General features: G+C 54.9%; 12 protein-coding genes. 8 read left to right on the top strand and 4 right to left on the bottom strand.

Going from position 1 to position 15490, the window contains the following annotated elements; all coding sequences use genetic code 11:
• The 3 genes from HMPREF3142_RS26560 to HMPREF3142_RS26550 all read left to right on the top strand — a co-directional run.
• Positions 1 to 521 (top strand): 4Fe-4S dicluster domain-containing protein (locus HMPREF3142_RS26560; protein ID WP_228706486.1); only part of this gene is annotated, 521 nt, incomplete at its 5' end.
• 1 nt (position 522) lies between these two features.
• Positions 523 to 1386: a dimethyl sulfoxide reductase anchor subunit family protein gene (locus HMPREF3142_RS26555; protein WP_070612918.1), complete on the top strand. Its 864-nt coding sequence runs from the start codon at positions 523 to 525 to the stop codon at positions 1384 to 1386.
• A gap of 275 nt (positions 1387 to 1661) precedes the next feature.
• The gene (locus HMPREF3142_RS26550) at positions 1662 to 2810 is read left to right on the top strand and encodes an MFS transporter (protein WP_008805851.1); all 1149 of its coding nucleotides are present in this window, start codon (positions 1662 to 1664) and stop codon (positions 2808 to 2810) included.
• Positions 2811 to 2975: 165 nt separating this feature from the next.
• On the opposite strand, the gene pflA is transcribed toward HMPREF3142_RS26550, so the two are convergent.
• The 4 genes from pflA to ycaO all read right to left on the bottom strand — a co-directional run bounded on the left by pflA (position 2976) and on the right by ycaO (position 9244).
• Positions 2976 to 3716, bottom strand: coding sequence for a pyruvate formate lyase 1-activating protein (gene pflA, locus HMPREF3142_RS26545; RefSeq protein WP_002898145.1), 741 nt, complete (start codon positions 3714 to 3716; stop codon positions 2976 to 2978).
• A 191-nt stretch (positions 3717 to 3907) separates the two neighbouring features.
• A complete protein-coding gene (gene pflB, locus HMPREF3142_RS26540) occupies positions 3908 to 6190 on the bottom strand; it encodes a formate C-acetyltransferase (protein WP_008805852.1) in 2283 nt (760 codons plus the stop codon).
• Between the two features lie 51 nt (positions 6191 to 6241).
• Entirely contained in the window at positions 6242 to 7099 is an 858-nt protein-coding gene (focA, locus tag HMPREF3142_RS26535; RefSeq protein ID WP_008805853.1) for a formate transporter FocA, read from the bottom strand.
• 384 nt (positions 7100 to 7483) lie between these two features.
• Positions 7484 to 9244 (bottom strand): 30S ribosomal protein S12 methylthiotransferase accessory factor YcaO, encoded by a 1761-nt coding sequence (gene ycaO, locus HMPREF3142_RS26530; RefSeq protein WP_022066090.1) that lies wholly within the window; start codon positions 9242 to 9244, stop codon positions 7484 to 7486.
• 116 nt (positions 9245 to 9360) lie between these two features.
• On the opposite strand from ycaO, the gene HMPREF3142_RS26525 reads away from it, so the two are divergent.
• The 5 genes from HMPREF3142_RS26525 to rpsA all read left to right on the top strand — a co-directional run bounded on the left by HMPREF3142_RS26525 (position 9361) and on the right by rpsA (position 15352).
• Entirely contained in the window at positions 9361 to 10053 is a 693-nt protein-coding gene (locus tag HMPREF3142_RS26525) for a DUF421 domain-containing protein (protein WP_070612916.1), read from the top strand.
• Positions 10054 to 10241: 188 nt separating this feature from the next.
• Positions 10242 to 11330 (top strand): 3-phosphoserine/phosphohydroxythreonine transaminase, encoded by a 1089-nt coding sequence (gene serC, locus HMPREF3142_RS26520; RefSeq protein ID WP_008805856.1) that lies wholly within the window; start codon positions 10242 to 10244, stop codon positions 11328 to 11330.
• A gap of 73 nt (positions 11331 to 11403) precedes the next feature.
• Positions 11404 to 12687 carry a 3-phosphoshikimate 1-carboxyvinyltransferase gene (gene aroA / locus HMPREF3142_RS26515; RefSeq protein ID WP_008805857.1) on the top strand — a complete coding sequence of 428 codons (1284 nt, stop codon included), beginning with the start codon at positions 11404 to 11406 and terminating at the stop codon, positions 12685 to 12687.
• A gap of 174 nt (positions 12688 to 12861) precedes the next feature.
• Positions 12862 to 13545, top strand: a complete 684-nt coding sequence (cmk, locus tag HMPREF3142_RS26510) for a (d)CMP kinase (RefSeq protein ID WP_012542319.1) — start codon at positions 12862 to 12864, stop codon at positions 13543 to 13545.
• A gap of 133 nt (positions 13546 to 13678) precedes the next feature.
• Positions 13679 to 15352 (top strand): 30S ribosomal protein S1, encoded by a 1674-nt coding sequence (rpsA, locus tag HMPREF3142_RS26505; protein ID WP_002898162.1) that lies wholly within the window; start codon positions 13679 to 13681, stop codon positions 15350 to 15352.
• Positions 15353 to 15490: the final 138 nt, after the last annotated feature.

Here is a 15490-nt window from a genome sequence, read left to right as displayed (position 1 = left end):
AGGTCAGCTTCCGCCGCATCTATGAGTATGCCGGTGGCGACTGGCAGGAGGATAACGGTGTCTGGAATCAGAACGTTTTTGCTTATTACCTCTCCATCGCCTGTAACCACTGCGAAGATCCGGCCTGCACCAAGGTCTGTCCGAGCGGGGCAATGCACAAGCGTGAAGATGGTTTTGTCGTGGTCAATGAAGAGGTGTGCATTGGCTGCCGTTACTGCCATATGGCCTGCCCGTACGGCGCCCCGCAGTACAACGCCGACAAGGGCCACATGACCAAGTGCGACGGTTGCCATGAGCGCGTCGCCGAGGGGAAAAAGCCGATCTGCGTCGAGTCCTGCCCGCTGCGGGCGCTTGATTTCGGGCCGATTGCCGAGCTGCGCGCTAAGCACGGCCAGCTGGCCGCGGTAGCCCCGCAGCCGTCGGCGCACTTTACCAGGCCGAGTATCGTTATTAAACCTAACGCCAATGCCCGGCCGTGTGGCGATACCACCGGTTACCTGGCGAATCCGAAGGAGGTGTGAGATGGGAAACGGATGGCATGAATGGCCGCTGATGATCTTTACGGTCTTCGGCCAGTGCGTCGCGGGCGGGTTTATCGTCATGGCCCTGGCGCTGATGACGGGCAATCTTTCTCGCGAGCAGGAGCAGCGCGTGGTGGGGAGTATGTTTGGCCTGTGGGTATTGATGGGGATCGGGTTTATCGCCTCGACAATGCACCTCGGTTCGCCGCTACGGGCCTTTAACTCGCTGAATCGCGTGGGAGCCTCGTCGCTGAGTAATGAGATAGCCAGCGGGGCGATCTTCTTCGCCGTCGGCGGGATTGGCTGGCTGCTGGCCGTGTGTAAAAAACTGCCTGCCGGCCTGCGTAGCCTGTGGCTGATAGTCACCATGGTGCTGGGCGTGATCTTCGTCTGGATGATGGTGCGGGTATACAACACCATCGACACGGTGCCGACCTGGTACACCGTCTGGACGCCGCTGAGCTTCTTCCTGACGCTGTTTATCGGCGGTCCGCTGCTGGGCTACCTGCTGCTGCGCGTGGCAGGCGTTGACGGTTGGGCGCTGCGCTTGCTGCCGGTGGTTACTTTGTTGGCGCTGCTGGCGAGTATTGTCGTGGTCCTGATGCAGGGGAGTGAACTCGCTACTATTCACAGTTCAATCCAGCAGGCTTCCGCTCTGGTGCCGGATTACGGGTTGCTTATGGCCTGGCGTATGGTGCTGCTGGCGCTGGCCCTGGCCTGCTGGTGCGTGCCGCAGATCCGCGGCCACAAGCCGGCGGTCTCGCTGCTTAGCCTGGCGTTTGTTCTGGTGCTGGCGGGAGAGATGATTGGCCGCGGCGTATTCTATGGTCTGCATATGACCGTGGGGATGGCTATCGCCAGTTAATCGGCGTCATCATGCCGGCGGTCATACGCCGGCATGATGAAAACGTGCTGTCGATAGATGAAATTTTTCAACTGAAATCAACGTCGACATTTATTAATAAATTAAGAAAAACAACAGTGTATTATCTGTTGCCTCACCTTTACCCATTCTGTGGATAAAAAACTTCTATCGTAGCCTGCAAAACCGCATCACGCCTGATTTCAGGTGGATTGACAATGTTTTTAGCGGTGGCATGATGCGCTCGCGATCTGAACATTCCTCACGGTTTTTTACCCATGACCATCTACACCCGGCCAGTGCAAATGCTGCTCTGTGGCCTGCTTTTATTGACCCTGGCGATAGCGGTGCTGAATACGCTCGTCCCGCTGTGGCTCGCCCATGAAAATATGCCAACCTGGCAGGTCGGCATGGTGGGGTCATCCTATTTTACCGGCAACCTGGCCGGTACGTTGCTGGCTGGTTGGGTGATTAAGCGCCTTGGGTTTAACCGCAGCTATTATCTCGCGTCGTTAATTTTCGCCGTCGGCTGCGTAGGGCTGGGGATCACCGTTGGCTTCTGGACATGGCTGAGCTGGCGGTTTATCGCCGGCGTAGGCTGCGCGATGATTTGGGTGGTGGTGGAAAGCGCGCTGGTCTGCAGCGGGACCTCCCGCAGCCGCGGCCGTCTGCTGGCGGCGTACATGATGGTCTATTATGTCGGTACCGTACTGGGCCAGCTGATGGTCAGTAAGTTACCTACCGATTTAATGAGCGTCCTGCCGTGGGTGACTGGCCTGGCGCTGGCGGCGATCCTGCCGCTGCTGTTCACCCGTATTATGGGACAGGCTGAAGAGCCGCACGAAACGGTACGTATCTGGCCAATGCTGAAGCTGCGCCAGGCGCGCCACGGGGTCAATGGCTGTATTATCTCGGGGATTGTCCTCGGTTCGCTGTATGGCCTGATGCCGCTGTGGCTGAACCATCAGGGTGTGAGCGACGCCGGCATTGGCTTCTGGATGGCGGTGATGGTGAGCGCGGGGATCCTCGGCCAGTGGCCGGTAGGGCGCCTGGCTGACCGCTATGGCCGTCTGCTGGTGCTGCGGGTGCAGGTCTTTGTGGTCATTCTGGGCTGTATGGCGATGCTGAGTCAGGCGGCAATGGCCCCGGCGCTGTTTGTACTTGGGGCATCCGGTTTCACGCTGTATCCGGTGGCGATGGCCTGGGCCTGCGAAAAAGTCGAACATCACCAACTGGTGGCGATGAATCAGGCGCTGCTGATGAGTTATACCATCGGCAGTCTGCTGGGCCCGACCCTGACAGCAATGCTGATGCAGAATTTCTCAGACAATCTGCTGTTTATCATGATCGCCAGCGTGTCGTTTATCTATCTGCTGACCCTGCTGCGTAAAGCCGGGCATCATCCGACGCCGGTGGCGCACGCATAACCATTCTGACGTGCAGCGAAGGCTGCACGTCATCTGTTTCTATCGCATGTTTTCCACTGCAGAGAGACGGCATTGCGCTTTTCATGAGGATCAACGGCGGGGCTGGAATGATTTCCAGTGTCGCTTCGGGCCGGCGTAAGCGCACCACCGACCCTGATGAGGCTCTTAGTACATCACCTTGTGACCATACTGCTCAAGAATGCCTTTCACCCGCTCCATGGTCTCTTTTTTCGGCGGATGAACGCCGTCCAGCTTGTACTCTTCGCCCATCGCTACCCATTTGTGTTTGCCCAGCTCATGGTAGGGCAGCAGTTCAATTTTCTCGACGTTGCCCATATCGCGGGTAAATTCGCCCAGGCGGTGCGCGGAGTCATCATCGTCTGACCAGCCCGGAACCACGACGTAGCGGATCCAGACATTGATATTCTTTTTCGCCAGATACTGGGCAAACTCGAGGGTGCGGTGGTTGGAAACGCCGACCAGGTTCTGGTGGATCTCATCGTTCATCTGCTTAAGATCCAGCATGACCAGGTCAGTCACCTCCAGCAGTTCGTCGATAACCGGATCGTAGCGACGGACAAAGCCGTTGGTATCGAGACAGGTATGAATACCTTCCTTTTTACAGGCGCGGAACCAGTCGCGAACAAACTCCGCCTGCAGGATCGCTTCGCCGCCTGATGCCGTGACGCCGCCGCCGGAGGCATTCATAAAGTGACGATAGGTCACTACCTCTTTCATTAACTCTTCAACGGTGATTTCTTTGCCGCCGTGGGTATCCCAGGTGTCACGGTTATGGCAGTACAGGCAGCGCATCAGGCAGCCCTGGAAAAAGGTAATAAAGCGGATGCCCGGGCCATCAACGGTGCCACAGGATTCAAAGGAGTGAATGCGACCAATAACTGACATTGCGGTGTTTTCTCCAGATGTGGCCCATCCGGGGCCGTGTTGGTGCACAGCTCAGCGGCTGCGTCGAGTCTGTTTTGACAGGTACCCAAAGTATAGATAACTGGCAAAGCAGGCTGGGGCGGGGATCACTTGTTAAAAAGGCCCCACTGATGTGGGGCCTTTATTGTACGCTTTTTCAGTCAGACTGGGAATTACATGGTCTGAGTGAAGGTACGGGTAATAACGTCCTGCTGCTGTTCTTTGGTCAGGGAGTTAAAACGTACGGCGTAGCCAGATACGCGGATGGTCAGCTGCGGATATTTTTCCGGGTTTTCCATCGCGTCGAGCAGCATTTCGCGGTTCATGACGTTCACGTTCAGGTGCTGGCCACCTTCGATGGACGCTTCGTGGTGGAAGTAACCATCCATCAGACCGGCCAGGTTGGTCTTACGAACTTCGTCATCTTTACCCAGCGCGTTCGGCACGATAGAGAAGGTGTAAGAGATACCATCTTTCGCGTAAGCAAACGGTAGTTTAGCAACGGAAGTCAGTGAGGCAACAGCACCTTTCTGGTCACGACCGTGCATCGGGTTAGCACCTGGTCCGAACGGCGCGCCAGCGCGACGACCGTCTGGGGTGTTACCGGTTTTCTTACCATATACCACGTTAGAGGTGATGGTCAGAACAGACTGAGTCGGGATAGCGTTGCGGTAGGTGTGCAGTTTCTGAATTTTCTTCATGAAACGTTCAACCAGGTCAACGGCCATGTCATCGACGCGAGCATCGTTGTTACCAAACTGCGGGTATTCGCCTTCGATTTCGAAGTCGATAGCCAGACCGTCTTCGTCACGAATCGGTTTAACTTTCGCATATTTGATAGCAGACAGGGAGTCAGCAGCAACGGACAGACCAGCGATACCACACGCCATGGTGCGGATAACGTCACGGTCGTGCAGCGCCATCAGAGAGGCTTCGTAGCTGTACTTGTCGTGCATGTAGTGGATGATGTTCAGCGCGGTGACATACTGTTTCGCCAGCCAGTCCATGAAGTGATCCATGCGATCCATGACTTCGTCGAAGTTCAGGACGTCGCCTTTGATCGGTTCAGATTTCGGACCTACCTGCATTTTCAGTTTTTCATCCACGCCGCCGTTGATAGCGTACAGCATGGTTTTCGCGAGGTTAGCACGAGCACCGAAGAACTGCATTTGCTTACCAACAACCATCGGGCTTACGCAGCATGCGATAGCGTAGTCGTCGTTGTTGAAGTCCGGACGCATCAGGTCATCGTTCTCATACTGCAGAGAAGAGGTATCGATGGACACTTTAGCCGCGAATTTCTTGAAGCTCAGTGGCAGTTTTTCAGACCACAGGATAGTAATGTTCGGCTCCGGAGACGGCCCCATGGTGTACAGGGTGTTCAGGAAGCGGAAGCTGTTTTTGGTGACCAGAGTACGGCCGTCAACACCCATACCGCCGATGGATTCTGTTGCCCAAATCGGGTCGCCGGAGAACAGTTCATCATATTCCGGGGTACGCAGGAAGCGAACCATACGCAGTTTCATGACCAGGTGGTCAACCATTTCCTGCGCGTCTTGCTCGGTGATTTTACCGGCCTGCAGGTCACGTTCGATGTAGATATCCAGGAAGCTGGAGGTACGACCGAAGGACATTGCTGCGCCGTTCTGAGATTTCACGGCAGCCAGGTAACCGAAGTAGGTCCACTGGATAGCTTCCTGAGCAGTCGTTGCCGGACCGGAGATGTCGTAGCCATATTTAGCCGCCATCTCTTTGATCTGACCCAGTGCACGGTGTTGTTCAGAGATCTCTTCACGCAGACGGATGGTCGCTTCCAGATCTTCGCCGCTTTCCAGTTTTTCTTGCAGAGACTGGAACTGAGCGTATTTGTCTTTCATCAGGAAGTCGATACCGTACAGCGCAACGCGACGGTAGTCACCGATGATACGACCACGGCCGTAAGCATCCGGCAGACCGGTCAGCACGCCGGATTTACGGCAGTTCAGGATGTCTTTGGTGTAAACATCAAATACGCCCTGGTTGTGGGTTTTACGGTACTCGGTAAAGATTTTTTTCAGCATCGGATCCAGCTCGCGATTGTACGCTTTGCAGGAACCTTCAACCATTTTAATACCACCGAACGGGATGATCGCACGTTTCAGCGGCGCTTCGGTCTGCAGACCAACGATTTTTTCGAGACCTTTCTCGATATAGCCAGCGTCGTGAGAGGTGATGGTGGAAGCCAGGGCAGTGTCAAAATCAACAGGCGCGTGAGTGCGGTTTTCCTGTTTTACACCTTCCATTACGGTGTCCCACAGCTTGGTGGTCGCTTCAGTTGCGCCAGCCAGGAAGGATTCGTCGCCTTCATATGGGGTGTAGTTTTTCTGAATAAAGTCACGGACGTTGACTTCATTCTGCCAGTCACCTTTCGCAAAACCTTCCCAGGCTGTGGCTAACTTTTCATTAAGCTCGGACATGTAACACCTACCTTCTTAAGTGGATTTTTTATTTACTGCCTGAAACAACCCTTAGTGATGGTCGTTGCCACGCAGGTAAATGACCCAGTATGTCAACCCGACCAGCAAACCTCCGCCGATAATGTTCCCGATAGTCACCGGAATCAGGTTATCAGTGATGAAGTTCATAACGGTCAAGTGTGAGAAACTTTCCGGAGTTGAACCGATAGCGGTCCAGAATTCCGGGCTCGCAAAATTGCGGATTACGATACCCATCGGGATCATAAACATGTTGGCGATGCTGTGCTCAAAGCCGCTGGCAACAAACATCGCTACCGGCAGGACCATGATCATCGCTTTATCCATCAGGCTACGACCGGAATAGCTCATCCATACGGCGAGACAAACCATCAGGTTAGCGAGGATACCCAGGCTCACGGCCTCCACAAAAGTATGGTGCAATTTGTGGTCAGCAGTCTGCAGGACGTTTAGCCCCCAACCGCCGTTGGCAGTCATATATTCGCCTGATAACCACATCAGCAGCACAAACAGCAGTGCGCCCACCAGGTTACCAAAATAGACGTTGAGCCAGTTTTTTGCCAGTTGCCCCCAGGTGATTCGACCGCTGGCTTTCGCCACCACGATCAGCACAGTAGAGGTAAAGAGGTCAGCGCCGCAGATAACGCACAGAATCAGACCCAGGGAAAAACAGACCCCACCGATAAGCTTGGCAATCCCAAAAGGCATCGCGGCAGTGCCGGTGGTCGCGGTGATATAGAATACGAAAGCGATGGAGATGAAAACGCCAGCGGTGATCGCCAGATAAAAGGTCTTCATCGGATGCTTCGTTGCTTTATAGACACCTGCTTCTTCGGCGACTTTCGCCATCGCGGCAGGGAGCAAAAGATCAAAAGGGTTGTCAGCTTTCACACTAACTCTCTCTTTATATAAGTTGGCGGTGAGATACTAACAAAGCATTATAGAAGGGAAATTGATATAGATCATATCTCACCGGAACTATATGCCTTTTTAGTGTGGGGTTTTTGCTTGTTTGATGCTTAACTATTTGAATTTTTTATGGAAAATAAATTTTAAAATTTATAAGTTATGTTGAATTTTTTCGTTTTTGCCCCAGTATTTGAGTTAATTAAAATGGAGTATTTTATTTTAAATTAACAATTGGTAAATGATATAAGTGCGATATTTACTATTAATTAACTTTACAACTACAAACTATAGTGGCTCCCTCGCCAGGTTAAAATAACGGAGCCGCATCGGGCTCCGTTGTTGGCAAGCATGTTGGCGTATGGGGGCTTATTTTGCCCAGAACGCCGCTTTCGCCCGCTGCAGCTTTTCATACGCTTTCAGCAGCGACTGATGAGCCGGGAAGGCTTGCAGATCGCTGTCGACAGCCTGAAGGCCATAGAACGGGGCTTCGCCGCTCAGCGCAGCGCTGGCGGCTTCGACCGCATCGGCGCCATACATACGGATGAAGGCGTTCAGATACTGCAGCGGCTGACGCTCCTCTTCCTGGCTCAGCAGCAGCAGGGTCTGCAGGCAGCGATAGTAGTTTGCGCGCTCAGGGCTGAAGACAGAGGCATTGAATTCCATGGTCCATTCGGTCCAGATCAGCGCCTGTTCCAGATCGCCGCCAGCCAGGGCCAGCATCGCTTTCAGCTCGCCGATGCGCAGGGTATACCAGCCGTTGTCTTTCCCGGTGGCAAGGCCCAGCAGTTCGCGAACGCGGGTGAAATCATCCAGGCCTTCGTCATCCATTTGTTCGATGAGCGCCAGATAATCTTCTTTTTCCCACTCGCTGCCCGGCAGCGACAGAATGGTGTCCCGCAGATGGGCGCCCATGCTGTTGTTTGCCAGCCACAGGTCTTCTGCCGGATAAATATCCGACATGCCCGGAACGATGATACGGCAGGCGTAGACGCCCAGATGCTCGTAATCGGCAATGTAAACTTCTTTATCTTCGGCCTTGAAGATGGCCATCAGGGTGGCGAACTCTTCTTCGGTGGTGCCGGAGAAACTCCAGTCAACGAACGGATAGTCGGCATCCTGCTTGAACATATCCCAGGAGATCAGGCCGCTGGAATCGATGAAGTGGGTTTCGAGGTTCGCGTGCTCGGCGACTTCTTCGTCATCAAAGGTCGGCGGCGTAAAGACATCGAGGTCTTTCAGGCTGCGACCCTGCAGCAGTTCTGTGACCGTACGCTCCAGCGCCACGCCGAAGTCCGGGTGGGCGCCAAAGGAAGCGAAGCAGGTGCCGTTAGTCGGGTTAAACAGCACGACGCAGATAACCGGGTATTTGCCGCCCAGCGAACCATCGTAGGCGAAAATCGGGAAGCCTTCGGCTTCAAGTTTTGCGATCGACTCCACGACGCCAGGATAGCGCGCCATGACTTCCGCCGGGATCTCCGGCAGGCTGATGCTCTCTGCGATGATGCGGTTTTTTATGTGACGTTCAAAGACCTCTGACAGGCCCTGCACACGTGCTTCATTCGGGGTATTCCCTGCAGACATACCGTTGGATACGTACAAGTTGCCAACGATATTCATCGGAATATAGACGGTTTCGCCGTCGGACTGGCGGGTAAAGGGCAGGCCGCATACGCCGCGCTCATCGTTCCCCGACTGCAGATCCACCAGCATGCTGGCGGTCAGCTGATCGTCCGGATCGTAGAACGCGAGCAGACGGGCATCCAGCAGACCTTCCGGGACATCGTCGTTTTCGGTCAGCGGGAACCACTTTTCGTTCGGGTAGTGAACAAACGGGCCATTAGCGATAGTGTCGCCTAACCAGAAGTCGGCGAAGAAATAGTTGGTGGACAGGCGCTCGAAATATTCGCCCAGCGCGGAGGCCAGGGCTGCCTTTTTGGTGGCGCCTTTACCATTGGTAAAGCACAGCGCGCATTCTTTATCGCGAATGTGAACGGACCACACGTGCGGCACCGGGTTCAGCCACGAGGCCTCTTCGATATCAAATCCGAGGTCGAGCAATTTCTGCTGGAAGCGAGCGATGGAATCTTCCAGGGCGGCATCTTTGCCGGGAATAAACGTTTGGGTCATGGCGATCACTTTTGTCGTACGGAAAGCGCGCAATGATACGGCTTTTATCTGACAGGTGCTATCTCCATCATCTGGCTATGCTTAGAGGCAACTTATGACCCACAGGGAGATGATAGATGAAAGCCTTTGACTGGCAGCGGATGGCGCTCGATAAAGTGTCGGTGGAGTTTCTTGCCGAGGTGGCGTTGCGCAGCCTCTATACCTTCGTTCTGGTCTTTATTTTCCTCAAGATTACCGGACGGCGCGGCGTGCGGCAGATGTCGCTGTTCGAGGTGTTGATTATTCTGACCCTTGGTTCGGCGGCAGGGGACGTGGCGTTTTATGACGATGTACCGCTACTGCCGGTGCTGGTGGTCTTCATCACGCTGGCGCTGCTGTATCGCGGCATCATGTGGCTGATGGGGCACAGCGAAAAGCTGGAGGATCTCCTGGAAGGTAAACCTATCGTGGTGGTCGAGGAGGGGCAGTTGGCGTGGGAGAAGCTGCATGCGGAAAACATGACCGAATTCGAATTCTTTATGGAGCTGCGGGTCAACAGCGTCGAGCAGCTTGGCCAGGTCCGGCTGGCGATCCTTGAAACCAACGGGCAGATCAGCGTGTTTTATTATCCGGATGAAGAGGTCAGAGCGGGGTTGTCTATCCTGCCTACCCACTGTACCGCGCGTTACACCACGATTCCGCAGGAGGGGATCTATGCCTGCGTACGCTGCAGCATCGTGATGGCGATGCAGGCGGGAGAAAAGCGAATATGTTCCCGCTGCGCAAATGCAGAATGGTCGAAGGCCAGCCGAGCGAAACGACTCACCTGACAGCAAATATGTCGGTTTTATTACGTCAAGCCGATAGATTCTGTTGTGTGACGGTGGCCGCGTTTTACCGTCGGCGAGTTTTAGCCATTGCGGACCGTGTCACTGAATGATAAAACCGATAGCCACAGGAATAACTTATGCCCGCGGCGGTTCGCGGGCAAAACAACATAGCAACGTGGTGAGGGGAAATGGCTCAGGTCTATAACTTCAGTTCGGGCCCGGCAATGCTGCCGGCGGAAGTACTCAAACTGGCTCAGCAAGAACTGTGCGACTGGCACGGTCTGGGTACGTCGGTCATGGAGATCAGTCACCGTGGTAAGGAGTTTATCCAGGTGGCAGAAGAGGCAGAACAGGACTTCCGCTCTCTGCTGAATATCCCTTCCAACTATAAAGTTTTGTTCTGCCACGGCGGCGGCCGCGGCCAGTTCGCGGGGATCCCGCTGAACATCCTCGGCGATAAAAACGTCGCTGACTATGTGGACGCCGGCTACTGGGCCGCCAGCGCGGTCAAAGAGGCGAAGAAATACTGCACGCCGAACGTTATCGACGCGAAAATCACTGTCGATGGCAAGCGAGCTGTTACGCCGATGAGCGAGTGGCAGCTGACGCCGGGCGCGGCCTATCTGCATTACTGCCCGAACGAAACCATTGACGGTATCGCGATTGATGATACGCCGAATTTCGGCGACGACGTCATCGTCGCTGCTGATTTCTCCTCCACCATTCTGTCCCGCGAAATTGACGTCAACCGCTTCGGTGTAATCTACGCCGGCGCGCAGAAAAATATTGGCCCGGCAGGGCTGACGCTGGTCATCGTGCGTGAAGATCTGCTGGGCAAAGCCAGCGTGGCCTGTCCGTCGATCCTCGACTATACCGTGTTAAGCGAGAACGACTCGATGTTTAACACGCCGCCGACGTTCGCCTGGTATCTGGCTGGTCTGGTGTTTAAGTGGCTGAAACAGCAGGGCGGCGTCGCTGCGATGGATAAAATCAACCAGCAGAAAGCCGAACTGCTTTATGGCGTGATCGATAACAGCGGGTTCTACCGTAACGATGTGGCGCAAGCCAACCGCTCACGCATGAACGTGCCGTTCCAGCTGGCGGACAGCGCACTGGACAAACTGTTCCTCGAAGAGTCGTTTGCCGCCGGGCTGCACGCGCTGAAGGGCCACCGCGTGGTGGGCGGCATGCGCGCCTCGATCTACAATGCGATGCCGCTGGACGGCGTGAAGGCGTTAACCGACTTTATGCTGGACTTCGAACGCCGCCACGGTTAATCGCCTGTTTCTTTCTTCCTCCCCGCGGCCTGTCTGCGGGGTTTTTATTCTGTTTGTTTGAGAGTGAAGTTTGATGGAATCCCTGACGTTACAACCCATCGCACGCGTAGAGGGCACCGTGAACCTGCCAGGTTCGAAAAGCGTCTCCAACCGCGCGCTGCTGCTGGCCGCTCTGGCCCGCGGCACGACGGTGCTGACCAACCTGCTGGACAGCGACGATGTGCGCCATATGCTGAATGCCCTGAGTGCGCTGGGGGTTCAATATACCCTGTCTGCCGACCGCACCCGCTGCGAAGTGACCGGCAACGGCGGCCCGCTGCGCGCTGCTGCGGCGCTGGAGCTGTTCCTCGGCAACGCCGGAACCGCGATGCGTCCGCTGGCGGCGGCCCTGTGCCTTGGCAGCAACGATATTGTGCTGACCGGCGAACCGCGGATGAAAGAGCGCCCGATCGGCCATCTGGTGGATGCCCTGCGTCAGGGCGGCGCTCAGATCGACTATCTTGAGCAGGAAAATTATCCACCGCTACGCCTGCGCGGCGGTTTTCAGGGCGGGAACGTCGAGGTTGACGGCAGCGTCTCCAGTCAGTTCCTGACCGCGCTGCTGATGACCGCGCCGCTGGCGCCGCAGGATACCGTGATCGCCATTAAGGGCGATCTGGTGTCGAAACCCTATATCGACATTACGCTGCACCTGATGAAAACCTTCGGCGTTGAGGTGGACAATCAGTCTTATCAGCGTTTTGTGGTGCGCGGCAAGCAGCAGTATCAGTCGCCAGGGGATTACCTGGTGGAAGGCGATGCTTCCTCGGCCTCGTATTTCCTCGCCGCTGGCGCCATTAAGGGCGGCACGGTAAAAGTCACCGGTATCGGCCGCGGCAGTGTGCAGGGCGATATCCGTTTCGCCGACGTCCTGGAGAAAATGGGCGCTACCGTGACCTGGGGCGACGATTTTATCGCCTGCACCCGCGGCGAGCTCAAGGCTATCGATATGGATATGAACCATATCCCGGACGCGGCGATGACCATCGCTACCGCCGCGCTGTTCGCGCAAGGGACCACTACGCTGCGCAATATCTACAACTGGCGGGTCAAAGAGACGGACCGTCTGTTCGCCATGGCGACCGAGTTGCGTAAAGTGGGCGCCGAGGTGGAAGAGGGTGAAGATTATATTCGCATCACCCCGCCGGCAAAGTTGAAATATGCTGAAATCGGCACCTATAACGACCACCGGATGGCGATGTGCTTCTCGCTGGTGGCGCTGTCTGATACGCCGGTGACCATCCTTGATCCCAAATGTACGGCCAAAACGTTCCCGGACTATTTTGAGCAACTGGCGCGGATCAGTACCCTCGCCTGAGTAAAACTTTGTCATCCCGCGGGCTGATGTCCTGTCAGCCCGCTATAATTGCGCAAAACTTCTGCTTTTCATTTCCTGTAGTCCGTAATTTACAAGCAATGCTCACTTTCCGGCGTATTGATGCGTATAATGCGCGGCGTTTATATTCCATGCGCCTTGCTGAAGGAGAAAAAGATGACGGCGAATATTCCGGTAATCACCATTGATGGGCCTGGCGGTGCGGGTAAAGGTACGTTGTGCAAGGCAATGGCGGAAGCGCTGGGCTGGCATCTGTTAGATTCAGGCGCGATCTACCGCGTTCTGGCGCTGGCGGCGCTGCATCATCATGTTGACGTAGAGTCCGAAGAGGCGCTGGTGCCCCTGGCGGCCCATCTTGACGTGCGCTTTATTTCTACTGACGGCACCCTGGAAGTGGTGCTGGAAGGGGAAGATGTCAGCGGCGAAATTCGCACTCAGGAGGTCGCCAATGCCGCCTCGAAAGTGGCCGCTTTCCCCCGCGTTCGCGAAGCGCTGCTGCGCCGCCAGCGCGCCTTCCGTGAACTGCCGGGGCTCATCGCCGACGGGCGCGATATGGGCACGGTGGTTTTCCCGGACGCGCCGGTGAAAATTTTCCTCGATGCCTCGGCCGATGAGCGGGCGCATCGCCGCATGCGGCAGTTGCAGGAAAAGGGCTTTGATGTTAACTTTGAACGTCTTTTGTCCGAGATAAAAGAGCGTGACGATCGCGACCGAAATCGCGCAGTGGCGCCGCTTGTCCCGGCTGCCGATGCATTAGTTCTCGATTCAACAGAACTAAACATTGAGCAAGTGATTGAAAAAGCGCTACAATATGCGCGCGAAAAATTGGCCGTTGCGTGAGCCTTAACCGGTAGCGCGCCGAAGCCTCCGAATTATAGCAGTACCCCGCGGCAATGGATGGTCAGCGGGTATGTGAAACAACCCCATCCGGCACGGAGCCAGGTGGACGTTAATATTAACCTGAAGATTAAACATGACTGAATCTTTTGCTCAACTGTTTGAAGAATCCTTAAAAGAAATCGAAACCCGCCCGGGTTCCATCGTTCGTGGTGTTGTTGTTGCTATCGACAAAGACGTAGTACTGGTTGACGCCGGTCTGAAATCTGAGTCCGCCATCCCGGCTGAGCAGTTCAAAAACGCCCAGGGCGAGCTGGAAATCCAGGTTGGTGACGAAGTTGACGTTGCTCTGGATGCAGTAGAAGACGGCTTCGGTGAAACTCTGCTGTCCCGTGAGAAAGCTAAACGTCACGAAGCTTGGATCACGCTGGAAAAAGCTTACGAAGACGCTGAAACTGTTACCGGTGTTATCAACGGCAAAGTTAAAGGTGGCTTCACTGTTGAGCTGAACGGTATTCGTGCGTTCCTGCCGGGTTCCCTGGTAGACGTTCGTCCGGTGCGCGACACGCTGCACCTGGAAGGCAAAGAGCTTGAGTTCAAAGTCATCAAGCTGGACCAGAAGCGTAACAACGTTGTTGTTTCTCGTCGTGCCGTTATCGAATCCGAAAACAGCGCAGAGCGCGATCAGCTGCTGGAAAACCTGCAGGAAGGCATGGAAGTCAAAGGTATCGTTAAGAACCTCACTGACTACGGTGCATTCGTTGATCTGGGCGGCGTTGACGGCCTGCTGCACATCACCGATATGGCCTGGAAACGCGTTAAGCATCCGAGCGAAATCGTAAACGTTGGCGACGAAATCACTGTTAAAGTGCTGAAGTTCGACCGCGAGCGTACCCGTGTATCCCTGGGCCTGAAACAGCTGGGCGAAGATCCGTGGGTAGCTATCGCTAAACGTTATCCGGAAGGTACCAAACTGACCGGTCGCGTGACCAACCTGACCGACTACGGCTGCTTCGTTGAAATCGAAGAAGGCGTTGAAGGCCTGGTTCACGTTTCCGAAATGGATTGGACCAACAAAAACATCCACCCGTCCAAAGTTGTTAACGTTGGCGATGTTGTGGAAGTGATGGTTCTGGATATCGACGAAGAGCGTCGTCGTATCTCCCTGGGTCTGAAGCAGTGCAAATCTAACCCATGGCAGCAGTTCGCGGAAACCCACAACAAGGGCGACCGTGTTGAAGGTAAAATCAAGTCTATCACTGACTTCGGTATCTTCATCGGCCTGGACGGCGGCATCGACGGCCTGGTTCACCTGTCTGACATCTCCTGGAACGTTGCAGGCGAAGAAGCAGTTCGTGAATACAAAAAAGGCGACGAAATCGCAGCAGTTGTTCTGCAGGTTGACGCAGAGCGTGAGCGTATCTCCCTGGGCGTTAAACAGCTCGCGGAAGATCCGTTCAACAACTACGTTGCTCTGAACAAGAAAGGCGCTATCGTTGTTGGTAAAGTAACTGCAGTTGACGCTAAAGGCGCAACCGTAGAACTGGCTGACGGCGTAGAAGGTTACCTGCGTGCTTCTGAAGCATCCCGTGACCGCGTTGAAGACGCAACTCTGGTTCTGAGCGTTGGCGACGAAGTTGAAGCGAAATTCACCGGCGTGGATCGTAAGAACCGCGTAGTGAGCCTGTCTGTACGTGCGAAAGACGAAGCGGAAGAAAAAGACGCTATCGCTACCGTGAACAAGCAGGAAGACGCGAACTTCTCCAACAACGCTATGGCTGAAGCGTTCAAAGCAGCGAAAGGCGAGTAATCTTTGTCATTCAGGTAATAACAACCTGAATAGTGACGAGTTTACTTGACAGATTGCAGGATTCGTCCTGTAATCAAGCACAAAGGGCGGCTACGGCCGCCCTTGTTTAAGCTGTTAGCTAATTTTTGCCTTGAAGGA

This window comes from Klebsiella sp. HMSC16C06 (genome assembly GCF_001808325.1).
GTDB classification, from domain to species: domain Bacteria; phylum Pseudomonadota; class Gammaproteobacteria; order Enterobacterales; family Enterobacteriaceae; genus Klebsiella; species Klebsiella variicola.
The sequence above is the reverse complement of the archived record's forward strand: the minus strand, read 5'-3'. Positions and strand labels throughout refer to the sequence as shown.

Bases quoted from the DNA above. Each gene is read 5' to 3' on its own strand.
- HMPREF3142_RS26555 (WP_070612918.1), top strand. From the start codon at position 523: ATGGGAAACGGATGGCATGAATGGCCGCTGATGATCTTTACGGTCTTC.
- HMPREF3142_RS26550 (WP_008805851.1), top strand. From the start codon at position 1,662: ATGACCATCTACACCCGGCCAGTGCAAATGCTGCTCTGTGGCCTGCTT.
- pflA (WP_002898145.1), bottom strand. From the start codon at position 3,716: ATGTCAGTTATTGGTCGCATTCACTCCTTTGAATCCTGTGGCACCGTT.
- pflB (WP_008805852.1), bottom strand. From the start codon at position 6,190: ATGTCCGAGCTTAATGAAAAGTTAGCCACAGCCTGGGAAGGTTTTGCG.
- ycaO (WP_022066090.1), bottom strand. From the start codon at position 9,244: ATGACCCAAACGTTTATTCCCGGCAAAGATGCCGCCCTGGAAGATTCC.
- HMPREF3142_RS26525 (WP_070612916.1), top strand. From the start codon at position 9,361: ATGAAAGCCTTTGACTGGCAGCGGATGGCGCTCGATAAAGTGTCGGTG.
- serC (WP_008805856.1), top strand. From the start codon at position 10,242: ATGGCTCAGGTCTATAACTTCAGTTCGGGCCCGGCAATGCTGCCGGCG.
- aroA (WP_008805857.1), top strand. From the start codon at position 11,404: ATGGAATCCCTGACGTTACAACCCATCGCACGCGTAGAGGGCACCGTG.
- cmk (WP_012542319.1), top strand. From the start codon at position 12,862: ATGACGGCGAATATTCCGGTAATCACCATTGATGGGCCTGGCGGTGCG.
- rpsA (WP_002898162.1), top strand. From the start codon at position 13,679: ATGACTGAATCTTTTGCTCAACTGTTTGAAGAATCCTTAAAAGAAATC.